This is a genomic window from Rheinheimera baltica DSM 14885 (assembly GCF_000425345.1).
Taxonomy (GTDB): Bacteria; Pseudomonadota; Gammaproteobacteria; order Enterobacterales; family Alteromonadaceae; genus Alishewanella; species Alishewanella baltica.
The window spans coordinates 1-23,572 of record NZ_AUDG01000003.1 but is presented as its reverse complement, the minus strand read 5'-3'; the positions used below and the strand labels follow the sequence as shown (position 1 = coordinate 23,572).

Annotated in this window: 21 protein-coding genes, 1 other RNA gene and 1 pseudogene; 15 read left to right on the top strand and 8 right to left on the bottom strand. The window is 46.7% G+C overall.

What is annotated here, in order from left to right; genetic code table 11:
- Nucleotides 1–6: 6 nt before the first annotated feature.
- The 6 genes and pseudogenes from H595_RS0102215 to hrcA form a co-directional block, all read right to left on the bottom strand.
- Complete coding sequence (locus H595_RS0102215) at nucleotides 7–1,641, bottom strand: diguanylate cyclase (RefSeq protein WP_027669715.1); 1,635 nt, start codon at nucleotides 1,639–1,641, stop codon at nucleotides 7–9.
- Nucleotides 1,642–1,653: 12 nt separating this feature from the next.
- Nucleotides 1,654–4,034: pseudogene (locus H595_RS24530) on the bottom strand (PAS domain-containing protein).
- Between the two features lie 149 nt (nucleotides 4,035–4,183).
- The gene (locus H595_RS0102205) at nucleotides 4,184–6,853 is read right to left on the bottom strand and encodes an ATP-binding protein (protein WP_027669714.1); all 2,670 of its coding nucleotides are present in this window, start codon (nucleotides 6,851–6,853) and stop codon (nucleotides 4,184–4,186) included.
- A gap of 82 nt (nucleotides 6,854–6,935) precedes the next feature.
- Nucleotides 6,936–9,680 (bottom strand): FAD-binding and (Fe-S)-binding domain-containing protein, encoded by a 2,745-nt coding sequence (locus tag H595_RS0102200; protein WP_027669713.1) that lies wholly within the window; start codon nucleotides 9,678–9,680, stop codon nucleotides 6,936–6,938.
- A gap of 217 nt (nucleotides 9,681–9,897) precedes the next feature.
- Nucleotides 9,898–10,461 carry a nucleotide exchange factor GrpE gene (gene grpE / locus H595_RS0102190; protein ID WP_027669712.1) on the bottom strand — a complete coding sequence of 188 codons (564 nt, stop codon included), beginning with the start codon at nucleotides 10,459–10,461 and terminating at the stop codon, nucleotides 9,898–9,900.
- A gap of 30 nt (nucleotides 10,462–10,491) precedes the next feature.
- Nucleotides 10,492–11,523 carry a heat-inducible transcriptional repressor HrcA gene (hrcA, locus tag H595_RS0102185; protein ID WP_027669711.1) on the bottom strand — a complete coding sequence of 344 codons (1,032 nt, stop codon included), beginning with the start codon at nucleotides 11,521–11,523 and terminating at the stop codon, nucleotides 10,492–10,494.
- A 127-nt stretch (nucleotides 11,524–11,650) separates the two neighbouring features.
- Between hrcA and nadK the strand changes: the two genes are divergently transcribed.
- The 3 genes from nadK to H595_RS0102170 all read left to right on the top strand — a co-directional run bounded on the left by nadK (nucleotide 11,651) and on the right by H595_RS0102170 (nucleotide 14,723).
- Nucleotides 11,651–12,532 carry an NAD(+) kinase gene (gene nadK, locus H595_RS0102180; RefSeq protein WP_027669710.1) on the top strand — a complete coding sequence of 294 codons (882 nt, stop codon included), beginning with the start codon at nucleotides 11,651–11,653 and terminating at the stop codon, nucleotides 12,530–12,532.
- A 99-nt stretch (nucleotides 12,533–12,631) separates the two neighbouring features.
- On the top strand, nucleotides 12,632–14,305 hold the full coding sequence (recN, locus tag H595_RS0102175) for a DNA repair protein RecN (protein ID WP_027669709.1): 1,674 nt from the start codon (nucleotides 12,632–12,634) through the stop codon (nucleotides 14,303–14,305).
- 67 nt (nucleotides 14,306–14,372) lie between these two features.
- A complete protein-coding gene (locus tag H595_RS0102170) occupies nucleotides 14,373–14,723 on the top strand; it encodes an outer membrane protein assembly factor BamE (protein ID WP_027669708.1) in 351 nt (116 codons plus the stop codon).
- A gap of 45 nt (nucleotides 14,724–14,768) precedes the next feature.
- Here H595_RS0102170 and H595_RS0102165 read toward each other — a convergent pair whose 3' ends face one another.
- Both H595_RS0102165 and H595_RS0102160 read right to left on the bottom strand, forming a co-directional pair.
- Complete coding sequence (locus H595_RS0102165; RefSeq protein WP_027669707.1) at nucleotides 14,769–15,116, bottom strand: RnfH family protein; 348 nt, start codon at nucleotides 15,114–15,116, stop codon at nucleotides 14,769–14,771.
- Between the two features lies 1 nt (nucleotide 15,117).
- A complete protein-coding gene (locus H595_RS0102160; protein WP_027669706.1) occupies nucleotides 15,118–15,552 on the bottom strand; it encodes a type II toxin-antitoxin system RatA family toxin in 435 nt (144 codons plus the stop codon).
- A gap of 105 nt (nucleotides 15,553–15,657) precedes the next feature.
- Here H595_RS0102160 and smpB point away from each other — a divergent pair, with 105 nt between their 5' ends.
- From smpB to H595_RS0102110, 12 genes are all read left to right on the top strand, one after another.
- Nucleotides 15,658–16,140 (top strand): SsrA-binding protein SmpB, encoded by a 483-nt coding sequence (gene smpB, locus H595_RS0102155; RefSeq protein ID WP_027669705.1) that lies wholly within the window; start codon nucleotides 15,658–15,660, stop codon nucleotides 16,138–16,140.
- Between the two features lie 145 nt (nucleotides 16,141–16,285).
- Nucleotides 16,286–16,646: a transfer-messenger RNA gene (gene ssrA, locus H595_RS23765) on the top strand.
- Nucleotides 16,647–16,879: 233 nt separating this feature from the next.
- Nucleotides 16,880–18,103, top strand: coding sequence for a tyrosine-type recombinase/integrase (locus tag H595_RS0102150; protein WP_027669704.1), 1,224 nt, complete (start codon nucleotides 16,880–16,882; stop codon nucleotides 18,101–18,103).
- 18 nt (nucleotides 18,104–18,121) lie between these two features.
- Nucleotides 18,122–18,349 (top strand): hypothetical protein, encoded by a 228-nt coding sequence (locus tag H595_RS0102145; protein ID WP_027669703.1) that lies wholly within the window; start codon nucleotides 18,122–18,124, stop codon nucleotides 18,347–18,349.
- A 1-nt stretch (nucleotide 18,350) separates the two neighbouring features.
- Nucleotides 18,351–18,581, top strand: a complete 231-nt coding sequence (locus H595_RS0102140; RefSeq protein ID WP_027669702.1) for a hypothetical protein — start codon at nucleotides 18,351–18,353, stop codon at nucleotides 18,579–18,581.
- Between the two features lie 4 nt (nucleotides 18,582–18,585).
- Nucleotides 18,586–19,452, top strand: coding sequence for a hypothetical protein (locus H595_RS0102135; RefSeq protein WP_027669701.1), 867 nt, complete (start codon nucleotides 18,586–18,588; stop codon nucleotides 19,450–19,452).
- A 97-nt stretch (nucleotides 19,453–19,549) separates the two neighbouring features.
- On the top strand, nucleotides 19,550–19,762 hold the full coding sequence (locus H595_RS0102130; protein WP_027669700.1) for a helix-turn-helix transcriptional regulator: 213 nt from the start codon (nucleotides 19,550–19,552) through the stop codon (nucleotides 19,760–19,762).
- A gap of 8 nt (nucleotides 19,763–19,770) precedes the next feature.
- Nucleotides 19,771–20,235 carry a hypothetical protein gene (locus tag H595_RS0102125; RefSeq protein WP_027669699.1) on the top strand — a complete coding sequence of 155 codons (465 nt, stop codon included), beginning with the start codon at nucleotides 19,771–19,773 and terminating at the stop codon, nucleotides 20,233–20,235.
- A 3-nt stretch (nucleotides 20,236–20,238) separates the two neighbouring features.
- Nucleotides 20,239–21,036 (top strand): hypothetical protein, encoded by a 798-nt coding sequence (locus tag H595_RS0102120; protein WP_027669698.1) that lies wholly within the window; start codon nucleotides 20,239–20,241, stop codon nucleotides 21,034–21,036.
- Nucleotides 21,037–21,823: 787 nt separating this feature from the next.
- On the top strand, nucleotides 21,824–21,961 hold the full coding sequence (locus tag H595_RS24080; protein ID WP_156885904.1) for a hypothetical protein: 138 nt from the start codon (nucleotides 21,824–21,826) through the stop codon (nucleotides 21,959–21,961).
- Nucleotides 21,962–22,464: 503 nt separating this feature from the next.
- Nucleotides 22,465–22,644 carry a helix-turn-helix transcriptional regulator gene (locus H595_RS24755; RefSeq protein ID WP_084153432.1) on the top strand — a complete coding sequence of 60 codons (180 nt, stop codon included), beginning with the start codon at nucleotides 22,465–22,467 and terminating at the stop codon, nucleotides 22,642–22,644.
- A 43-nt stretch (nucleotides 22,645–22,687) separates the two neighbouring features.
- Nucleotides 22,688–23,086 carry a hypothetical protein gene (locus H595_RS0102110; protein ID WP_156885903.1) on the top strand — a complete coding sequence of 133 codons (399 nt, stop codon included), beginning with the start codon at nucleotides 22,688–22,690 and terminating at the stop codon, nucleotides 23,084–23,086.
- Nucleotides 23,087–23,572: the final 486 nt, after the last annotated feature.

Below are 23,572 nucleotides of genomic sequence, written 5' to 3'. Positions count from 1 at the left end.
CTGATATCAAGCACTCCAACTTAATACCTGCTTACGTCCCGCTACTTTTGCTTTATATAACGCACTGTCTGCCGCGGCGATCATCTGTATCGCATTGGCGAAGTCGTTATCATCGGTCGACACTACGCCAGCCGAAAAGGTGCAACTAAATTGAATAGAGCCAGCACTGAACGTCAGCTTTTTAAAGGCATCAAGAATTTGCTCTGTTATCAGTTTTGCTTGCTGGGTGTCACAATCGGGTAATACTAATAAAAACTCTTCTCCACCGTAGCGACCTGCACGGTCGGTTTTACGAATCCGTTTGCGCAGTAACGTCGCCAAGGCGGTAATGACCAAATCGCCAGCAGCATGACCATAGGTATCATTGACCATTTTAAAATGGTCAATATCCAGCATCACAACGCTTAGCGGCTTTTTGCTGCGCTCGACACGAAGAAACTCTAATTCAGCAGTGTCTTTAATGGCGGCATGTTTGACGAGCGACGTCAGGCTATCTTTTTCTATTAGGTTTTTTATTTGCAAACTGCGCGCCAGACGCACTTTTATGGCCTGAATCAACTGCATGTCGTCAATTGGTTTGGTTATAAAGTCATCTGCACCATGCGACATTGCTTTAATTTGCAAAGACTTGTTCAGCTCTGATGATAAAAACACGATGGGTAAGCGTTTAAAATCACGATATTGTCGCAGCACACTGGCAATTTCTGCACCAGAGTACTCTGGCATATACATATCCATTAGAATTAAATCAGGTTGAAAACGCATCACTTCATCAACAATATTTTCAACGTGATTGCTAATTTGTGTTTCAATGCCCGCTGTAGATAACACCAACGCATAATGCTCGGCCAGTAACTTGTCATCATCGACAATAAATACCCGGCCCACGCCACTGCTATAGTCAAGCAATTCACTAACGTACGTTATCATTTCAGGTACATTAAGTGGCGTAACAAAAAACGCTTCTGCACGTTGCGCAGCAGCCTGCACCCTTAATGGAAAACTGTCGGCCTCTGCCAGTACCATTAGGCGTATTTGCTGCTGAACTAGCCTATTTAACAACAGCGTCTGTTCAAACAATAATTCACCCGTAGACAGCGCGACGGTGGCGAGCAAAATCGCGGGCGTTTCCTCTCTTAGTCGCGCAACGCATTGGGTGTAATCTTTAAATTCTTCAACCTGCAGACCAAAGCCTTGCAGCTGAGCGGTAATTTCAATAGTGAGTGCCGCGTTATCTAACAACAACCATACACTGTTCTTCATCACAGGCATCTGGCGCTGAAGCTCATGCTTACCAGTTACTCCGGCAATCATTTGCGCCACGGCAATGTCAAACTCCTGTACCGTATGAATAAGCTCTGGTATGGTTTGCTCTTGCTCTTGTAAAGGCTTAGCACTTATCGCTTGCGCTAACTGCTCAATTTGTCTGGCCATCGCACCTAATAGTGCATGCCCAAAGGTGCCACAGGCCCCCGATAGTTTATGTGACTCGGCAACAATATCAGCCAACATCTGCTGTGCTGGCTTTTTTTGTACCATGGCTAACATAGCCGCAGAACGTTGTGGCAACCCTTGCTCGAAACGCTGGCGCAAACTGCTAAAGGCAGCTGTTAAGTCAGTTTTGTTATTTAAGGCTTTCATTGTTCTAACGCTTTACTCCAACTGACCGCTACTGTCTTGATGCAACGGTAAAGAAACAAAGAATGTAGAACCTTGTTGCAGTACGGAACGAAAGCCAATACTACCCCCCATTTGCTCAACTAACTCTTTGCATATTGCTAAACCCAACCCTGTTCCGCCACGCTGTCGGCTACTAGACCCGTCAGCCTGCGCAAAACGTTCAAACACCCTGGGCTGAAATTCCGGCGCAATGCCTAGACCATTGTCCGTAACCTCAATATTCACCTTGTCTGCTTCGTGCTTTGCGCCAATTGTCACTGTCGCGCCATGTGATGAAAATTTTATGGCATTTGACAACAAATTGGTCAAAACCTGCTGTAAACGTGACGCGTCAGCTTTAATACAAAGCGCTGAAGGCACCAATTGTAACTGCATTATAACGGCAAATTGCTTCGCATAGGGTTGTAAATTACGTATTGCATGTTGCAATTCTTTTTGCACACTAACGACCTGTAAATCAAAGGACATTTTTCCGGCAGCCAGTTTTTCAATATCCAGTAAATCGTCAATTAAGTGAGATAAACGTTCACTATTACTGTGTGCCACGGTAAGCAAATTAAACATTTTCTCAGGCACTTGCCCTAATTTACCCGAATTAACCAGCCCCAAGGCACCTTTTATCGACGTTAATGGCGTTCTAAGTTCATGGCTTACAGTAGAGATAAATTCACTTTTCAACTGCTGCAATTGCATGCGCTCTGTTACATCCTGAACAGAACCAATTAAAGTTGCAACTGCACTGTCTGATACTGGCAGCATACGAGCCAACTCATGCACCCAACGTATCGTGCCATCAGGGCGGATAATACGGTGCACCACATCATTAAGACCGGTTTCCTGCGCTACTTTTTCACTTTGTATCACCATGTCTCTGTCATCGGGATGCACCGCGTTTTTGAATAATGCCACGCTGGGTGTTGTAGTGGCTTCTTCAAAACCAAAAATCTGATAAATAACCGACGACCACCACAGTTCACCAGTATCAAGCGACGCCTGCCAAAAACCAATTAGCGCATTTTCACTCGCTGTATCAAGACGCTCCTGGCTCAACTTAAGCGCCTTATTAACACGCTCAAGTTCAAGATAATACTGCTTAGTATTGGTAATATCTTCCAGGTAACCATGCCACAACGTACTGCCATCAGGCATGCGCTCAGGTGCCGCATGTCCTGATAACCAAGTTAACCCACCTGTGCTATTTAGCACCCGATATTGATACTGCCAGTTACTTAGTGTCGCTGCAGATTTATTTATACTGTCAAGCAGCCCGGGCAGGTCTTGAGGGTGAATTTTATCGAGTATCAGCGATGCATCATGTTTTACCTGCTCAGGCAATACACCATATATTTTCTCAATGTTATCGCTGGCATAAGGAAAGGCCATACGGCCATCTGGCCATCTGGCCACTGTTGAAATTGATACACCACGCCGGGCAATTGCGACGTTAATTGAAGCAGTTGCCGTTTTAAAGTTTTCTCCTCGGTAATATCCAGAATAAAACCATCAAGTAAAAGCACCTCATCATCATCGTTGTATTCAGCCTGCCCCCGCTCTTCTACCCAACGAATATTGCCGTCTTTGTGTATTACCCGATATTGTAATATCCAGCTTTGCTTTGTTTTAACTGCATCTAACACTGCCTGTTCCAACCAAGCGCAATCGTCAGGATGGATCACGCTGGCGTAACTGCGTACTGCGTTATTAATAAAATCACTGGCCGGATAACCAGATAATGGGTCAATACTGCCGCTCATGTACAACATGGTCCAATCACTATCCGCTTTACATCGATAGGTAATACCCGGGATATTGGCAACCAAAGTTCGAAATTGGTCTCTACTCGCCTTTAAATCCTGCTCAGCGTGCTGTTGCAGTCTATCAATAATCTCCTGTTCAATAGCATCAGCAAACTGTCGCAATATTTGCCGCTCTGATAGCGTAAGCTGCCGTGGCTGAACGGAAATAATACATAAAGTACCAATATTTTGGTTGGTAATTTGCAGCGGTGCACCAGCATAAAAGCGGATAAACGGTGCACTGGTGACCAAGGGGTTGTCGGCAAAACGTTCATCTAACAGTGCATCAGACACTTCAAAAATATCGTTTGATAATATAGCGTGGCCACAAAAGGAGATATCACGGCCTGTTTCGCAGGCATCCAGGCCCTGTCGGGATTTGAACCACTGCCGATCTGAATCAACCAGTGAGATGAGAACTATTTCAGCACCTAAACATAGCTGAACCAGTTGCGTCAGCCGGTCAAACCTTGGCTCGTCGGCAGAATCAAGTAGTGTTGTATTCACCAGCGCTTGTATACGCTCTGGTTCATTTGCCGGAATTATCGGCTGCTGCATATGATCTCCGACACAGTTTACTTGAGTTACCTTACATAGATAAACATCTAGCTGATGTAAGGTTGCATTGATACTTTTTATTCATCTTGAAACATTTATAGTTGTTTATCTAGGATAGCGGTTAATGTTGTCAATCACCTACTTCATGTTTAAGTCTGTTCAGGTAGGTTTGTTAGATATGTTGCAAGCATATTTGTACTGAAGCGGTTTTTGCTAAAAGCCGCTTTAACCAGGGCTTTATTTACTGTCGAGGTATCCTGTGCAGTAAATATTATCAACGGAATATCACCTTGATGCTGAACAATATTTGGCAATAAGTTAATACTGTTACCGTCAGATAACTCCAAGTCTAACAATACCAAGTCAAAGGTATTAGCCGATAACTCTGCCTTTGCCGCTTCAATGGTTGTTACCGCATGATATTCAAAATTTTTTTCAAGCTGTAGTCGCATAATAGTAACCAGATCTGTGTCATCATCTATATGCAATACACGCTTGGTACCCGCATTAGAAGGTAAGTTGCTAAGAAATTGCCCAAGCTTAGCGCTAAGTAACTCAGGATTTACTGGCTTTTCTAACCAGTCCTGCACATGAGGAATATCTGCGTCGTCTACAAGTACTGATACGTTTTCAGTGTTATCCGACACTTCCTGCGAAGCTAACGGCTTATCAAAATGATAAATAGGCAGTGTTAACCAGAAGGTTGCTCCCTGCCCAGGCGATGAAGTCACCCCTACGTCACCACCAGACTGCAACAAAATTTCGTGGCTAATAGCCAAACCAAGACCAGTCCCACCTTTAGAATGATGCTCAGCATTGGCCAACTGAGAAAAACGTTTAAACAATTGGTTTTGGTCACTATCGCTAATACCAGGCCCCTGATCTTGCACCAAAATTTTAATGGTTTGGCCGTGTTGTTCTGCGCTAATTGTTACTTCGGTATGCGCGGGTGAAAACTTCACAGCATTAGAAATATAGTTAGCCAATACTTGCTGAATTCTGGCGTTGTCTACCCATACACTCAGTGGCTGCGGCTGGATAAGCGTTAATTTAATATCATGCTGCTTGGCAAAGGGCTGATTTTGTTCCAGCGCTTCGTTTAATAATTCAGGTAATGACAAAGCGGCAGGCTCAAAACGCATTTTTCCTGCCATTAGCTTTTCTATATCCATCAAGTCATTGATTAATAAGTTTAAACGCTGACTATTTTTGTGTGCAATACTAAGCAGTCTTTCGGCATTTGCGTTAAGCTCACCAACAGCGCCACCCAGTACCAATCCTAACGAACCTGCAATTGACGTTAACGGTGTTCTAAGCTCATGGCTTACTGTTGAAACAAAATCATCTTTTAACTTTTCAACCCGCTTAATCTCACGAATATCTTTGATAATGGTCCAGATATATTTATCACCTGCCGTGTCGACAAAAAGCACACCGTTTAATTCAATATCAATAAGCTCACCGTTTTTATGGCAATACTGTTTAATGTAAGGGCCATAGCTTCCGGTTTGGCTTAGCGACTGCAGCTGTTGCTGTTCAGCTTCTGCATAGCGCGCTGGTGTTAAATCCCAATAGCTTAGCTGCTTCAACTCTTGCGGATTGTAGCCAACTAAAAGCTCCATTGCCGGATTAGCATCAACATAGGCACCGTCATCAAAGCGATTTAATAAAATTGGCAGGGGTGACAATCTAAACAAGGCCGCAAATTTCCTTTCCGATTGTTGTAACAACGATTGTTGCAGTGCCATTTCGCGCTTAGCAATACCCAGCAAAAAACGGATAATTAATAAAGCCAGCAACACCACCCCAAATGTTGATAGCAGCAGTATCATTGCACCTATTTTTTGTTCAAACAGATAGGCATTGTATACATCCGTTACATCCTGCCATTGAACACTAATCGTACTTTGGGTGTCATTAGTTTGCTGCCCCCATAACTGCCATGGCATTACAGACATTAAGTATTGCTTATCAGCATGGGGAACCAGTTTTCTATATTCTTCAACATTTGTATCGACAATGCCTTGTTCTATCCAGCTATGCAGCATTTGACTAGGATGCTGCGTGCTCCAATCATTAGCACGAAACCAACCTTGAGGCCGTTGATTATAAAAAGCATCGAATACGCGGGTGTCATGCAAAATAGCAGTTTGCATAAAAAGATTGGTGGTATGGCCTAAATTCGCCCATGCCTGCCTGATACCAGCCACCTTTTTGATATCTAATACCAGAGCAAGGCTAGCCACCGTTTTATCGCTGTATTGCAGCGGCAACACTGACTTAAACCCTAAACCATCGGCTTCTAAACTAAGCCCGCTGACAAGTTGCTTTTGGGATTGAGCGCGCGTAACCATATCGGGGAACGTCAGTAACTCACCGAGTGTAACCTGTGGCTGCGTTGTGTTAATTAACACGTTTTGATCAACGGACAAATATAGGCCCAATTGAGTAACAGCGTTTGACTCAAACTTTTTCAAGTAGCTGGCAAGAACCAGTTTAAGTTGGCGGTATGATTCAATCTGCCCTTGCGTCGGGTTATTTGTCCCGTCCCTGCCAATATCGTTGAGCACGTTAAGTAGCTGCTCATCAGCAATAATTGTTTTTAACATTATTTCAGATTGAAAACTCAGCTCTTGCCTGAGTTGAAGCAGCTTATCTGTCTGCAGTTGATGTAAGCTTTCCAGCCTTGACTCGAATACCTTTGCTCGTTGATTGGCAACAGCAAAGGCGGCAAACAACATAATAGCCACCACAACTGCACCACAAAGCCAATACAGCCGCTTTATAGATATTGGTTTCGGACCCGTTCTCAGGTTCATTTAACTGCACCAGTTTCATCAACTTAGTACAGCATTGCCTAATTTAAGCTGTACTGCAAACGATAAATTAAACGCGGCAACATCAACTGACCTGGTCCAACAGATACACCAGATGCTGGTATTCGATACCACTGTGTCGGGATAACCCCAATTCACATGTTAAGCTGGTCGAGACACCTAGTGAGCAATGACTTACCTGTTGTTTCAAACCAGACAACGCAGAGGCATTTAGCTCTGGTAACACAAATCCTTTATCCCCGGCAAAACCACAGCAGCTTATGCCTTCTGGAACAACGACGTTATGGCTACAAGCACTTAGTAAACGCTGCAACTTGCTGGTTTGCCCCAACTGACTTGCGCTGCAGGTAATATGTAATGCTATCGGCTTAGTTAGTGGTGTGAGACTGAGTTTGGGCAACACCTGATCATGCAAAAAATCGACACTGTCGATAATGTTTAATCGACTATCTAGTTGCCCCTTTAAAGTTAAGCTGCATGGGCTACTGTCAGAAAAAACCGGCCATTGACCATTATTGCTTACCTGCAATAACCATTGTTCCAACTCTTGTTGTTTTAAACTGCCCACGGCAAACTGGCCTTTAGATTGAAACGGCATACCGCAGCATTGTTGGTTAATACCGTCTGGCACAATTAGCTGATAACCGGCTTTTTTAAGTAAGTTGGCACTTACCTGCTGCAAGGTGCGAGGGTCTTGGCTAGCAACCTGCGGTGCCATCACCCGGCCCGCGCAACAGGCCAGATAAATCACAGGTTGTAAGTTGGCATCTGCCGTCTTGTTATCCACGCGATTCACGCTGTAATTTGCCGTTGGCATTGCAGAATGCCAAAATGGCACCAATGCACTAAATCGCCGGCCAATGCTCAAACCAAAACGCGCCAGGGTGGACACCGCGGCAAAATGCCGGGCCAAGAACGCGGCAACACCACGCCATTGCCGGTTATTCACCGCCCGCAGCTGGCGGGTTAAATCGCCGGTATTAATACCCACCGGGCAGGCGCTACTACACATCCCACAGGCAGCGCAGGTATCATTACCCTTATATTGATAAGACTGCTGCAATATGCGCAAACGCTCAGGTTCATCGCCGCTACGTTGTAAGCGTGATATTTCCCGCTGCGTCACAATACGCTGGCGTGGTGTCAGTGTTAAATTTCGCGACGGGCAAACTGGTTCACAAAAGCCGCACTCGATACATTTGTCTACCAAGGGGTTTGTTGCCGGTAATGGTTTTAAATTTTGCAGGTGTAGCTGCGGATTATGGCTTAACACCACATCAGGATTAAGAATATGCTGCGGGTCAAGTAGATGCTTAATCCGCCACATTAACTGATACGCCTCAGTGCCCCACTCCAACTCAACAAAAGGTGCCATATTGCGGCCAGTGCCATGCTCGGCTTTCAAAGAGCCGCCAAACTCTGTGGCAACTAAGGCGGCAACATCTTGCATAAACGCATCATAACGGGCCACCTGAGTCGCATCGTCAAAGCCTTGGGTAAATACAAAATGCAAGTTGCCTTCCAGCGCATGGCCAAAAATAATCGCCTCGGTGTAATAGTATTTATCAAACAACTGCTGTAAGCGGGAAACCCCCTCTGCTAGTTGCGCAAGGGGAAAAGTCACATCTTCAATAATCACCGTAGTGCCGGTTTTACGCACCGCACCAACGGCCGGAAATGTGCCTTTGCGAATAGCCCATAGTTGGTTATATACCCCTGGATCACTGCTAAATGCAACCTGCTGCTCCAGCTCAAACTGTGGCAATAACGCAGTTAGTTGCAGTAGTTGTTGTTGCAATAAGTTGTTACTGGCAGCAGTACTCTCTATTAAGAGCGCACATGCGTTATCTGATAGCGTGCTAACCCATGATGGCATTCCTGCTTTATTTTGCACTGAGCGCAGGCTGCGCCGGTCCAATAATTCAACCGCGGACACCGGGGCAGTTTTAAGTACACTCACAGCGCGACAACAACTTTCTACCGATGGGAAAACCCATAATGCACTGGCCCGATGCGGATAATCAGGCACCGTGTTATAAGTCACGGCACTGATAAAACCAAGGCAACCCTCTGAGCCGACCATAAGGTGCGTTAGAATATCGATGGGATCAGTAAATTCTGTCAGCGCATTGAGGGAAAAACCGGTGGTATTTTTTAACCGGTATTTATGCCGAATTTTATCTGTTAGCGCTGTGTCAGCACGGGTTTGTCTGGCTAGTAATTCAAGCTCAGTAAGCAAGGCGCTATGGCTTAGCTTAAAGGCAGTTACGCTGGCAGGGTCTTCAGTGTCCAGTACAGTGCCATCAAACAACACCACGCGCATAGCTGCCAGGGTATTAAAACTGTTATGGGCGGTGCCACAACACATGCCACTGGCATTATTAGCCACAATACCGCCAATTTTGCAGCTGTTAATTGATGCCGGATCGGGGCCAATTTTACGCTGAAACTTGGTTAAAGCGCGGTTTGCCTGCGCACCTATCACGCCAGGTTGCAGGCGAATTTGTTCACCTAAACCGCGCACCTCACGTTGCTGCCAATTTTCGCCCAGCACCAATAACACAGAGTCTGTGACTGCCTGACCGGACAAACTGGTGCCAGCAGCACGAAAGGTCAACGCCACTTTGTATTGGTTAGCCAGTTTTAATAGCGCCACCACTTCGGCTTCGCTTTCAACACGCAACACCAACTTGGGCAGCAAGCGATAAAAGCTGGCATCTGTGCCGTACGCCAACGTGGCTATAGGGTCGTCAAAATAACGCTCAGCCGGAATCAGCTGTTTAACGGCCTGAATAAACTGCGCGTGCATGTCACCCTCTGACACTAAAACATTAAAGCTAGATTAGCCGATAATACGGCAACAGCAGACAGTTTGCATAAATTTTCTAGCGCCAACAAGCAAGCAATGTATAAATTATTCGCAAAGACCCCAAAATTCCACGCCGGACATAGTTTCAGCTTAAAAAAATGCCGAACAGCTACGCTGTTCGGCATTAGACATCAGGCAAGTATCTATACTGAAGCGCTTATTCAGGGGCTTTAGAAACGCCTACCATCGCCGGGCGCAATAAGCGGCCATTTAGCTCATAGCCTTTTTGCATAACAAAAGTAACGGTATTTGGCGCAACGTCGGCAGATGGCTGAATGCTCATTGCCTGATGCAGTTCAGGATTAAACGGCTGCCCCTGCGGATCGACCTGGTTTACGCCAAATTTGCCTACGGTATCAAGGAAGCTTTTCAGTGTAAGTTCAACCCCTTCCACCACGCCTTTTAATGTTTCGTCTTCACGGTCAATAAAACCTAACGCGCGCTCCAGGTTATCAACTACCGGTAATAAATCACCGGCAAATTTTTCCAATGCAAACTTATGTGCTTTTTCCACGTCCATACTGGCACGGCGGCGCACGTTTTCAGACTCAGCTTTAATGCGCAGCACAAGATCCTGCTGATCTGCCAATTGCGCTTTTGTTTCGGCCAATTCGGCTTCTAATTTAGTGATAATGGCCTGCTCACCGGATAATTCAACGGTATCAGCATGCTCATTAGCTTGCTCAGTTGTGTTGTCGTTTGGCTGTTGTTGCTCAGTCATGCGTTACTACTCCCAAATTAAGTAGATGTATTATGGGGATGCTTGGCGCCGATTCAAGTTTAAATTTAACTGGCGGGCACAAGCGTCCACTAATGGAATTAATCGGGCGTAATTCATTCGCCTCGGGCCTAACAACGCAATAAAGCGTTTAGGTTGTACTTGATAGCGCTGCACTATCACACTCACGTTTGCCAGCTCGATAAAACCAGACTCTTTACCTAACAGTAATTTGGGTTGCTCATCCAGCGTAACCGTTTGTAATAACTGCATTAAACCGTCCGGGCGCTCTAACATGTCCATCACCTGTTGTAGCGCGGTATTCTGCTGGTATTCTGGCGTTAACAATAATTGATGCTGGCCGTAAATAAGCGGTTGATGCTGTTGTAACTCATCTAAGCTCAGTTGCCCAAGCACCTTTTGCAATAACTGCTGACATAACGCTGACTCGCCACGCACTATGGTACCCAGGCGCTCAATACCATCCTGCCATTGTCCACCGCCGCCCAAAGCGGCATTTAGCAAACACAGCACCTTGCTTAGGGTACTGTTATCAATTGCGGTTTCGCAGTGCAGCACCCGATGCAAAATATCGCCATCTTCATCTATCACCACTAACAACAAGCGATCACTGGCTAAACGAACTAAGTCAATTTGCCGCACTATACGCCCATCTGCTTTCGGTGCACTGACAATAGCAACAAAGCCCGTAAGGTTTGTCAGTAATTGCCCAGCTTGCTGACATAGCAGTGATACGGGTAACTGTGGTACCAGCTTTCGCTGAAGTTCCATATTCCAAAAACTGCTCAGTGGCTGTAACTGCAGCATTTTATCAATAAACAGACGAATGCCAGCGGTGGTAGGAATACGCCCGGCTGAAGTGTGCGGTGAACGAATAAGCCCCTGTTGCTCCAATGCCATCATGGTATTTCGAACGGTAGCTGAACTTACTACAAGTTGTGTATTATCAGCAAGCAGCTTAGATGACACCGGCTGACCATCCAACAGATACTGCTCAACAATCAGCTTTAAAATAAGCTCTGGTCTGCTTAGGGTTAACGTCATGCGCCACACTCATTTCTTCAATGACATTTGATATGGGGGCATCGCTTTACAATTCAAGCTTCTTGCATCGCTAGTGTCTGACGCACGCTGCCGTTATACTGCGAGAACGCACTGAAAGGAAACCGCTATGCAGCATGCTTTTACTACGGTTGGCTTGATCGGCAAACCGCATCATCAAGGGGCAAATAATACCCTGATGGCACTCTATCTTTTTCTACAGCAGCAGGGACTGAAAATCTATGTAGAAGAACGTGTGGCCCAATCTATCAATATCCCTGACGTTGAAGTGCTGGATTTGGTTGAATTAGGCAAAAAATGCGACCTGGCGATTGTTGTGGGTGGTGATGGCAACATGCTAGGTGCTGCCAGGGTATTAGCCCGGTTTGACGTAGCAGTGTTAGGCGTTAATCGGGGAAACCTGGGGTTTCTAACCGATTTAGCCCCAGAGAACTTTCAACAACCGTTAAGCGAAGTATTAGCTGGAAATTTTGTCACCGAGAAACGCAACTTACTGGAAATATCGGTTCATCGCCACGGCACAGTAAAAAGCAGTAACAGCGCGGTAAATGAAGCCGTACTGCACGCCGACAAAGTTGCGCATATGATTGAATTTGAAGCCTACATTGATGATGAGTTTGTGTTTAGCCAGCGCTCTGACGGCTTAATTGTCAGCACGCCAACAGGCTCTACAGCCTACTCCCTTTCTGGTGGCGGCCCTATCCTTACCCCCGACCTGGACGCTGTTTGTCTGGTGCCCATGTTTCCTCATACACTAAGCAGCCGTCCGCTAGTGGTATCTGGCAATAGTAACATCCGGCTAAAAGTGGCTAGCACTAATGACGCCCATTTACAAATTAGCTGCGACAGCCACGTTATACTGGCGGTTATGCCTGGCGATGATATTTATATTCGTAAGCATCCCACCCCTCTTCGGCTGGTTCACCCACCGGGTTATAGCTATTTCAACGTACTACGAAATAAGTTGGGTTGGGGTAGCAAACTTTATTAACCGGCTACTTGCCAGCGCTTAATTTACTGTATAAAGTTACTGTATAAATAACCACTGTTATTATTAACAGCGACTTACCACTTAGCACTGGAGCAACGCATGCTGTGTCATCTGCATATCAGTAATTTTGCCATCGTTCGTGCCTTAGAAATAGACTGGGCCAATGGCATGTCTACCATTACCGGCGAAACCGGTGCCGGTAAATCTATTGCCATAGATGCATTATCGTTGTGTCTTGGTGAGCGGGCAGATGCCGGTGTAGTAAGACCCGGAGCAGATAAAGCAGACATTGTCGCCAGTTTTGATATCGGCAAACTACACGCCGCGCAGCAGTGGCTTACAGAGCAAGACTTAGCCATGGGCAACGAGTGTATTGTCCGGCGCGTAGTAAGTAGCGAAGGACGTTCCAGAGGCTATATCAACGGTGTGCAAGTACCGGCGCAACAGTTAAAAGCGTTGGGACAACATTTACTGAGCATTCATGGTCAACATGCCCATCAACAGCTGCTAAAACAAGACTACCAGCGCCAGTTGCTGGACGCCTTCGCGACCAACAGCCCAAGTCGGGACGCTACCCGCAGCGCTTGGCGCAACTGGCAACAACTGCAACGAGAATACGTTGAGCTAGAACAATCTCAACAGCAGCGAGATGCACAGCGCCAACTATTAGAATATCAGGTTGCCGAACTGGATAACTTTGCTGCATTGGAAGATGAATTCGCCGCTTTGGAAAGTGAGCATAGCCGCTTAAGCCATGGCAATACCTTGCTAAGCCAAAGCCAGCAATGCCTGCAGTTAATGTATGATGACGAGCAGCAAAATATTTATCAGGCGCTGTCTGCGGCAACAGCCCAGTTAGAGCAACTAAGCAGTTTAGACCCCGCGCTAAATAGCATTACCCAAATGCTTAACGAAGCGTTAGTGCAGACAGAAGAAGCCAGCCGGGAATTACGTCGCTACGCCGATAAAGTTGAATTAGACCCCGAACGTTTGGCACAAGTAGAAGAACGTTTAAGCCTGTGGTTAAACCTCTCCCGTAAGCATCAGGTTGCTAATGAAGCGCTACCCGCTCTACACCAACAGTTATCAGCTCAATTGGCTACATTAACTGGCAATGATAAACGGCTACTGCAACTCGCTGACGATATCACTAAAGCGCAGCAGCAGTACGTCACAGCTGCAACGCAATTAAGCAACGAACGTGCGACGGCCGCCGGCCTGTTAAGTGAGAAAATAACAAGCAGTATGCATGAGCTTAGTATGGCGAATGCCCGTTTTACTATTCAACTGCAACAGCAGAGTATTGAACAGGCCAGCGCCAACGGTCTGGACAATATTGAATTTCAGGTATCCACCAACCCCGGTCAGCCATTACAAGCGCTGCATAAGGTCGCGTCTGGCGGCGAGTTATCCCGAATCAGCTTGGCAATTCAGGTGATATTGGCGGATAAAATAACCACCCCCACACTGATATTTGATGAGGTCGATGTTGGCATTAGCGGCCCGGTCGCAGCTGGTGTAGGCCGCTTACTACGCCAGCTGGGCGAGTCAACGCAGATTATTTGTGTTACCCATTTGCCGCAGGTTGCAAGCTTAGGACATCAACAACTGTTTGTGGAAAAATATATCGACGGCCAGGCTACCGAAACCCGTATGCGCCAGCTAACAGATGAAGAGCGCATCAGTGAAATAGCCCGCCTACTGGCAGGCGAAAATATCAGCGCCAGCGCTTTAGCAAACGCACGCGAACTTTTATGTACACCAGGGGTCTGAAAGAAGGTTTTTAACCGGGCGCGTCATAGGGTATGATGAGCCCATTCAGATAAAGCAGATGTGACAAATGAAAGCAGTAATAGCAACTTTAGTACTGGTAACAGCGTTAATGGGCCTAAGTGGCTGCAGCAGCTGGGTATACCGCATTGATATTCCACAAGGTAACTTTTTAGAGCAGAAAGATATCGACAAACTGCGTATTGCCATGACCAAAGAGCAGGTTAAATACGTACTAGGCACGCCAGTGGCCGCTAACGCCTTTGACAACGACACCTGGCATTATTTTTATGCGTTGAAAAGTGGTAACGGTAAGCACTTTGAAAAGCAATTAGTCATTGAATTTGAAGATAATAAATTACAGAACATTAAAGGCGATTTTGCTAAGTCTGCCGACTTTGATACGCCGCTGGATATTTAAGCGCTGCGGTTAAGTGAAAAAAACCAGCTTAATGCTGGTTTTTTGCTATTCAACGCCTGCTTTTACTTCATGTGGCCGACCACCGGTAGTTTTGTCGGCCCGCCCTTCTTCTTTAGCCTTCTCTGCCCGACGACGGCGTAAATCTTTTGGATCCGCAATCAGGGCGCGGTAAATTTCAATGCGATCGCCCGCTTTTACCTTATCAGTCAATTTAACTGGCCGGCTCCAAATACCAACTTTTTGTTGGCTTAAGTCAATATCAGGAAACTGTTGCAAAATACCGCTTTGCTCAATAATTTGCTGCACGGTGCTCAAATGATTCACTGCCACAGTTAGCAAGCTTTGCCGCTGTGGTAAGGCATAAGCCACTTCAACGGTAATTAAATCAGACATGCTACTCTCCATACACTTGCTTCGCGCGTTGTGTAAAAGCATTCACCATAGACGCGGTAAGTTCGCTAAATATCTTACCAAAGGCAAACTGAATAAGTTTGCTGGAAAACTCAAATTCCAGTTTAAGGATCACCTTACAAGCATTGTCACTAAGAGGTTGAAACTCCCAACCTCCCTGTAATTGTTTAAAAGGGCCGTCTACCAGTTGCATGGCTATACGATGATCAGGGTACAATGTATTACGGGTAGTAAAAGTATGACCAATACCAGCCTTGGAAACTTGCAATGATGCCACCATGTCTGTATCAGATTGACTAACGATACGGGCAGAAGTACAGCCAGGCAGAAATTGTGGATAGTCAGGAACAGCGTTGACTAAGTCAAACATCTGCTTTGCACTGTAAAAAACCAGCGCACTGCGCTCAATTTGTGGCATACTCTCTCCCCTTTAAACTCGCCGCCGATTGTAACAGAATAACGCGCTGCAACAAGGCTTGAGCCATCGCTGACATAGAAAACAGAGCTGCGAATACAACACATTATGAGTAAAAAACAAGCTAGTAAAAATAAGAACGGTACCATCGCGCAAAACAGAAAAGCCCGTCACGAGTACTTTTTAGAAGAGCGCTATGAAGCAGGCATGGCCCTGCAGGGCTGGGAATTAAAAAGCATCCGCGAAGGTAAGGTTAATCTGTCAGATTCTTACGTTATTTTGCATAACGGTGAGGCTTACCTGTTAGGTGCGCAGATCCAACCGCTAAACAGTGCCTCATCACACGTAATATGCGACCCAGAGCGTAACCGCAAACTGCTGTTGCACAAGCGTGAGCTAAATAAACTTATCGGCTTAAAAGAACGCGATGGCTATACCCTAGTAGCGACAGCAATGTACTGGAAAGCCTGTTGGGTAAAACTGGAATTCCACCTGGCCAAAGGTAAAAAAACCTTTGATAAACGTGACGATATTAAAGATAGAGATTGGTCACGTGAAAAAGAGCGGATGATGAAACATTCCAAGCGCTAAACAGCAATTGAAACTTTTCCTGCAACACCCCATCTAATAGGTGTTGTAGAAAAAAGGCTGGCGATGCAAAGCTTACTTGTTTAATCAAAGCGAGCTGCGTACAATAGCCAAACACTGTAAGTGTGAGTGTAACACCACAGAATTCGGGGCTGATTCTGGATTCGACGGGATTCACGAACTCTTAGGTGCATGCCGAGGTGCGGTAGGCCTCGTAAAAAAGCCGCAAAAAACTAGTCGCAAACGACGAAAACTACGCAATCGCTGCTTAATAGGCAGTAGATAGCTCTTCCCCTCACGCATGCCTATAAGCTGAGACTCTGGAAGATCACCCCTAATAGGATCGCGTCGCGTCTTCGCCTGGAGACAACACGTTAAAACCAATCAGGCTCGCCCGACGATAGCCTGCCATTCGGCGCTCATAGGGTTAACTAAATGAATGCGCTAAGCATGTAGTACCGACGATGTAGGTTTTTCGGACGCGGGTTCAACTCCCGCCAGCTCCACCAAATGACGGACTAAGCCAGTCCATAACCGGCCACTAACCCAGCGTAACTGCTGGGTTTTTTATTGCCATAAATTCTATATTGGTCTAATGTTGTCCAGCGGATACCCCGTGATTTTCAGGGTATTTGCTGGGGTATACGGACTAACTGCCAGAGTGATACCCCCGAACCGATACCCCAGGCTGCTAAAAGCCATTAGCAATCAGATATAGCGCCAGCATACCGGAGGTTACGACATGCCGTTATCAGCAACGCAGGTTGAGAAAGCCAAGCCACAAGATAAGGACTATAAACTGTCTGACGGTAACGGCCTTTATCTGCTGGTTAAAACCAGCGGTTCAAGGTACTGGCGTTTTAAATACCGCTTTACCGGTAAAGAACGTCTGCTGGCCATCGGCGTTTATCCTGACGTCAGTTTGAAAGATGCTCGACTTGCCCGCGATGAAGCCCGCCGACTGCTGGCGCAAGGTGTTGACCCCAGCGCAGAAAAGCAGGCCCGTAAGCTGGCCAGTAACCAAGCTGCAGCCAATAGCTTTGAAGTGATCGCCCGTGAATGGCTGGCAGTGAAAATGTACGACAAAAGCGAGAGCCACCGCGACCGCACCAGTGCAGCACTGGAAAAAGACTTATTCCCCTATATCGGACGCAAACCAATTGCTGAACTAACGCCGCTTGATCTACTGGCCACCTTAAGGCGCATAGAGAAACGTGGCGCTATCGAAACAGCACACAGGGCAAAGCAAACCGCCGGGCAGATTATCCGCTACGCCATTGCAACAGGCCGCGCTGAGCGTGACATTAGCGCAGATCTAAAGGGCGCATTGAAGAACCCGATAACAAAGCACTTTCCGGCCATCACTGAGCCGGCAGAGGTAGGCCGGCTGTTACTGGCAATTGATAACTATACCGGCACCAATATTGTCAAAGCAGCGCTGCAGCTTTCACCTTTACTATTTTGCCGCCCGGGTGAATTACGTCACCTTGAATGGTCAGAAATCAATATGGCTGAGGCCCGGATCGAGATAGCAGCGGAAAAGATGAAAATGCGCGAGGCGCACATTATCCCGCTGAGTAAACAGGCCCAGGCAGTACTTGAAGAACTGCACCAGCTCACAGGCCACTTAAAGTATGTTTTCCCATCTCCCAGGGGGCAGAGCCGCCCACTGTCCGAAAACGGCGTAAGAACTGCACTGCGGGCGCTGGGCTATGACAACGACACCTTAACACCGCACGGCTTTAGGGCGATGGCCAGGACGTTGCTAGATGAAGTGCTGGGATATCGCATTGAATGGATAGAGCAGCAGCTGGCGCACGCTGTGAAAGACGCCAACGGCAGAGCGTACAACAGAACCAAGCACCTGCCCCAGCGAACTGACATGATGCAGCGCTGGGCTGATTACTTGGACACGCTGCGCTTAAGCGCCAGCAGTACAAACGTAATACCGGCTAAGTTCGGCTAACTCACAAAGGTTATAGCGATGCAAACCATTGATAGCAAAGTCAGCAATGTATCCGTTGTGGCATTTAATCCGGCAGTGAAACAAAGCAGGGAAAAGCAGGCGTTACAGTTAATAGTTGAATACAAGGGAATTAGGGAAATGGCGGACAATATGGCAAAGGTTAACGCGCTGCAACAATGGCAGCAACGCGCCTTGGCACTGGCCTCGGAATTAAGCGACCAACAACAATCGAAGCAAGGGACATAACATGAACACAGCAAAGCTTTCGCCGGTAGAAACAACTAAATCAAACCAGCTTATCGACACGGTTGATAATCTGAACCGCCTTACCGGTCAAGCTAGAGCGGTTGTTACCAGCTTGTGCTCGGACGATAACTTCAAGACGCTGAACGAGGCAACGCTGGCTAACCTGCTTTGGTTACTTGGTGAAAGGCTGGATGATATCGATAAGCAAATTAAACAAATAAAGCTGGGTTAAACCTATGCCGAAAAGCAATTCAGGGCGGCCACTGCCGCCCCTACTTCCGCTTGAGTATTGCACATTGGCCAGGGCATCCAGGCTATTAGATTGCGAGGTCGAAGATTTAGTACATTGGGCGTTAATTGGGGCAGTTAAGCTATGCCTAAAGCCGGATGACATAGAGCAGCCATATTTCTCTGTAAAACTGCCAGTTTACAATGAGATTAAGCAGCTAATTGATCCTGCTGAATCGGTAACAAGCCTGGCATTAGGTATGTCTGCACTGCATTTCAATACTGAAGACTTTCTGACAAGCGAGCAGCGTAACGGCTTAATCAGCTTCCCGGGCATAAGCATTAGCGGTATTTGGCGAATCGAGTTTCCGTTGATAGGTCCTGAGAGAGCAGACAAAGATAGTGATGCTTTTAATCCGTTATGGCTCTTCAGTGATAACACTGCTGGTGTTACCGTTGTGTGTCACACGGGCCCTAAGGCAAGATTCAGCGAAAGCGAGATACTAATCACATACTCCGAATTAAAAAAATTGCACACAGCAATAACGACTGGAGCACCGCTTAAAAGCAAATATAATGATGCTGATATAGCCAACAGCATTGCACAGAACAATGAGCTAATTAGCGCAAGTAAGCCCGAGCGCAATAGCCCTGGCAGAGCAGAAGCAACGTTGTCTATAGTTGAACTAGCTCTAAAAGCCTTGAATCTGCAACTTGAGCTGGTTGATGACCCTTATAAATTGTACTCCCAGCTGAATGATCTTTTAAGAAAAAATCAGCTAACTGAAATACAGATAACAGACCGGGGTTTTGCCGACATGCTTGATAAGGCGAAATCTGCCAGAGCAGCGCGGCAACCGAAGCTAAACAGCTAACCGAAGTTATAAGCATAAAGCTGCTAACTTCGAGACTAAGCGCCAGCCATTACACGAACATACCCCTGAGAGCTAAACAAGCCTAAAGGGGTATAGTATGAATACAGAAACACCAAAACCACGTCTGATCCGCCGGGCTGAAGTAATTGCCCGTGTCGGCCTATGCAAAGCCAGTATTTATAACCGCATGAACGCCGGAGAGTTCCCCCGCCCTGTTGCTATAGGTGGTGGTCGTGTTGCCTGGCTGGAAAGCGATATAGATAGCTGGATTAATGAACGACTGGCCGAAGCTGGCCGGGCTGCAGCATAGGGGGCGATATGTCAGAAAAAAATCAGGCCGCCCGGCAAGGCAGCCCAATAGACACTCAATATAACGGTTCAGAGTTTACACAAATTGGCGCAAGAACAGCAACAACAAAGCCCGCCAGCCAGATAGAACGGGTTTTGCTGGCGCTGTTATACAACGGTAGCATTAATTGCCAGGAAGCTGAGCACCAGCCGATTAGGGCGCGTCATCTGAACAGCGTGATCAGTGAACTGGCAAACAGGCACCAACTTGAAGTAGGCCGGCAGCGCGAACAAGTTAAAGGTTATCAGGGCACAGCTTGCCATCTAACCCGGTATAGTTTGCCCACAGCTCAAACAGACAGAGCGCAGGCGATGGTTAACCAGTTGCGAGCAAGGCGCAACGCGCCCCCGATAAACTGGAGGCAGTTAACCAGTCATACCCTTAATCAGTATTTGCAATCAGCAGAGAGTTGCCGGCAAAGCACAAGGGGGTAACGCATGGTTCAAGACAACCAGGCATTACCCACACGGTTGGAAGTAGACACTAACATAGTGCAAGTTCATGGTGTACTGACGGCGCTAATGGCTGCTGATCTGTATTGGTGGCTTGTTGCACTGGATAAGCCTTGCCGCTGGGTGCCATACCAGCGCTGGGCGCTAATGTTTTGCGTGTCTACTGATACCATTAAGCGCCAGCAATCGAAGTTAGCCGGCTTATTTGTGGTTGAAAGAACCCGACGAAAGAACGCCGCAGGCCGCGCCGTGCTCGGTGCCAATTGCTATAGTTTGCATCAGTGGAGGAAAGATCAAATGAAGCGCAACAGAAAAGCGCAATCAACCGGCAGCAATGACGCTGGCGCAATAGCGAATTTAGTTGTATTCCCGCTGGAGTATATTCAGTTGGCTATCAAATATGGCAACAACAGCAGCCCGGCTGGGTTCGCTTGGTTCCTATACAGAGTAAGCCGCTTACTTTTCCTTAACCAGCACCGCAAAAGCGCCAGCGCTGTTACCACCTTTAAAAGCATGGATTGGCTAGCACACTATTGCCAGTTACCAAAACGAACGCTTGAGCGTTACACCGAGCAAGCCAGGCGCACCGGCGCTGTTGTAATAGTGGGCAATCATATAGCAGCACCAGGTGTTGCAGAGGCTGAGCTACTGGCCCCATTGTTGAGGATAGAACGAGAGCGGGAAACCGCCCTGAGCAACTTGCTGGCCGATGACAGCACAGCTAAACCCTATCTGCAGGATTGGGCAGACGATATGCTTTATCAATTAAAGCGCAGCATCTGAACTGCACAAAGTACCGGCACTGTGTAGGCATTATGCAGGCACCAGTCATAATTGCCGAATGCTTAAAGCCACAATATTAAGGGGCTAGCGCTTAATCTGGAATTGTAATATTTGAACATTCCACGCAGGCACTGTGCAGGCATTACAGGGTAGCCCGACGCCACGAAAGCCAGCAGCACTGCTGGTTACAAAGTTGCCGGGAGTTTTACAAGACGGAAACCGCCAAGCACTGACGAAGTACCGGAACAGCAGTTCCGTACAAACGGAACAACGGTTCCGGAAAGGCGGAACAGATGCCGCCAACCAGCGCTCCCGGCGCACTCTGGTAATATCACTACTAATCAAGAGCGATCAGGATTAATACGCGCCCCATCCGCCAAACTGCCCTCTACAGCTCCGCCAATCTGCCCTCTACAAGACCGCCAAATTGCCCCCACATAAGATCTTCTATTAGTAAGATCCTCTATTACTAAGAGGGTGTCACTTTCTGCGAAAGCTGACGCCAATAATTTTAGTACGTTTGCTTATTGAACTTGTTTGGTCCGCACTTTGTATTTTGCCAATCATAGGAGTTGATCCGACCAGAACCTAAAACCCGCTTAACTGTGATTTGTTATGCCAGTTTAACAAGCCGAGTGTTACTAACAGTCCTTACGAATATCTTTAATAGTTCAGTCGAACAAAGACGGTTACTAGGATAAAACCAAAAAAGCAAAACCCCGGATGTTACCAGCATGCCGGGGCTTTTTGTATTCACCCCTAACTCAAACTTAGGAGCAACACATTTGTGAATAGTATCAATAAAAGTAGTTTAAAAGTAGAAGGGAAGATGTCCACAAAAGGATCTGATGTCGCTGGAACTATCATCGCTGTGGGAATTGCTGTATTTATGATCATGGTTGGTGCAGCTGTCCTATTTAAATAAAGAGTGCGCAAAAGGACGTTTAATCTTTAAGTATATGAGGATAAAGCTGCCTCCTACTACAATCTCAACAGCTAAGGCAGCCTAGCCCTTAAACCAGATTTACATGAGCGCGAAATCAAACTCATGGGCAGCCAATGAATAGGTGAAACCCAAGGCATGTGAAATAAAAACCAGTAGCGACAGGGGACCCCAGCTGTACATTTTATGCCAAGGGGGCGCGGAAAGCCGCGGCGCAACAGTATTTTTCGGCTATCTATAGTGATCCACCACAGGTGTACCAAAGCCCATACCCAATAACGCTTCTGAGCTGATCAAGCTGTACATACTCCGGCAATTTACGGAACAAATGTTCCAGCAAGACGGAACAAATGCACCGTAAAGCCGGTGCAAATGCTCCGTTGTTTCCGCTTATGATTGCTCAACACTTAAGGACTGTCTTTTAACGGGATCGATACCGGTAATATCTAGAGCTTAACGGTTAAACAACGGTGAGGTTATGACATATGCAACGGTCAGTGTTACACGGTGGCTTTATATTACGTTGTGTACGGAAACACCGAGGGCTTACGCAAGATGAATTGTCACAACTGGTTGGTGTCAGTGGCCGGACGTATGGCAGATGGGAAGCAAAAGAGACAGAGCCAGAATTTAGTATGGTCTGCGTATTTGCTCTGATATTCTAAAGCTATCAATATTCGAGGCTTGGCAAATAGCGGAAGCGAGCTTGTGAACATCAAAGATGTAAGACGATTGCTAAAGGATTGGGGCAAATACTGGGCAGCAATGAAGCGGCCAGTAGGCTTTCACAGAAGTTCTATCACAGCCAAAGTAATAGAACAGGCCAAAACCGGTATTTTTGCCAGCACTGATAAAAACGCTACACGATTTGACAGCGCCAGCATCAGGCCGCCGGCATGGGTTGACCAGATAGATCAGATAACAGAAACTTTGCCCGAGGCGCAGCGCCGGGCATTGAATATGCGCTATATCAAAAATGCAACGTTAACCAATACTGAAAAGCTGGCGCTCATAAACGTAGAGCTTGAACTGGTGGCCTCTTTGTTACACTGGGCAGCGCAACCGGTTAATAGTGCCCACAACATAAGGCTAGGTCGGAGTATCTGAATCGCTACTTTCCTCAGTTGCCCTATAGCACCCCTTTAAACACTTTTTTATACCAGCGAAAAATGAAATTAAATACAACACGAGACAACCACAATTGCGACCACAGAAGTCGTGAACAAGACCAGTTTGCGCCAGCAGATGTTTAATTAAATATAAAGTACCACTTCTTCGGATAGCTGCTCTGTGCCCAGGCTGTGTAAAAACTCATATTTTCCGCTCTTTCAGCGGTTCGCCAGTATGCACTGTTAGTGCCTCGCTGAAATAATGAGTGTGCGTTTTAGTTTTCATTCAGTGCGGTTCGGAGGCTTATTAAGTCCGATATTGAGCGTTATGGGTGTGGTATCAGGAGCTAAAGCGACTACAGCCGCTAGCCGTAACGCTCTTGCAGCTTTTTAGTTAATCCTTCAGAACCCCAGATGGACATCATTCTTTTGAGGTTATAAGCCAGCACATGCAAACTGATTTCCGTGCTAACGTTCTTAAATC

Coding starts and splice junctions, on each gene's coding strand:
- H595_RS0102215 (WP_027669715.1), bottom strand. CDS start 1,641: ATGAAAGCCTTAAATAACAAAACTGACTTAACAGCTGCCTTTAGCAGT.
- H595_RS0102205 (WP_027669714.1), bottom strand. CDS start 6,853: ATGAACCTGAGAACGGGTCCGAAACCAATATCTATAAAGCGGCTGTAT.
- H595_RS0102200 (WP_027669713.1), bottom strand. CDS start 9,680: ATGCACGCGCAGTTTATTCAGGCCGTTAAACAGCTGATTCCGGCTGAG.
- grpE (WP_027669712.1), bottom strand. CDS start 10,461: ATGACTGAGCAACAACAGCCAAACGACAACACAACTGAGCAAGCTAAT.
- hrcA (WP_027669711.1), bottom strand. CDS start 11,523: ATGACGTTAACCCTAAGCAGACCAGAGCTTATTTTAAAGCTGATTGTT.
- nadK (WP_027669710.1), top strand. CDS start 11,651: ATGCAGCATGCTTTTACTACGGTTGGCTTGATCGGCAAACCGCATCAT.
- recN (WP_027669709.1), top strand. CDS start 12,632: ATGCTGTGTCATCTGCATATCAGTAATTTTGCCATCGTTCGTGCCTTA.
- H595_RS0102170 (WP_027669708.1), top strand. CDS start 14,373: ATGAAAGCAGTAATAGCAACTTTAGTACTGGTAACAGCGTTAATGGGC.
- H595_RS0102165 (WP_027669707.1), bottom strand. CDS start 15,116: ATGTCTGATTTAATTACCGTTGAAGTGGCTTATGCCTTACCACAGCGG.
- H595_RS0102160 (WP_027669706.1), bottom strand. CDS start 15,552: ATGCCACAAATTGAGCGCAGTGCGCTGGTTTTTTACAGTGCAAAGCAG.
- smpB (WP_027669705.1), top strand. CDS start 15,658: ATGAGTAAAAAACAAGCTAGTAAAAATAAGAACGGTACCATCGCGCAA.
- H595_RS0102150 (WP_027669704.1), top strand. CDS start 16,880: ATGCCGTTATCAGCAACGCAGGTTGAGAAAGCCAAGCCACAAGATAAG.
- H595_RS0102145 (WP_027669703.1), top strand. CDS start 18,122: ATGCAAACCATTGATAGCAAAGTCAGCAATGTATCCGTTGTGGCATTT.
- H595_RS0102140 (WP_027669702.1), top strand. CDS start 18,351: ATGAACACAGCAAAGCTTTCGCCGGTAGAAACAACTAAATCAAACCAG.
- H595_RS0102135 (WP_027669701.1), top strand. CDS start 18,586: ATGCCGAAAAGCAATTCAGGGCGGCCACTGCCGCCCCTACTTCCGCTT.
- H595_RS0102130 (WP_027669700.1), top strand. CDS start 19,550: ATGAATACAGAAACACCAAAACCACGTCTGATCCGCCGGGCTGAAGTA.
- H595_RS0102125 (WP_027669699.1), top strand. CDS start 19,771: ATGTCAGAAAAAAATCAGGCCGCCCGGCAAGGCAGCCCAATAGACACT.
- H595_RS0102120 (WP_027669698.1), top strand. CDS start 20,239: ATGGTTCAAGACAACCAGGCATTACCCACACGGTTGGAAGTAGACACT.
- H595_RS24755 (WP_084153432.1), top strand. CDS start 22,465: ATGCAACGGTCAGTGTTACACGGTGGCTTTATATTACGTTGTGTACGG.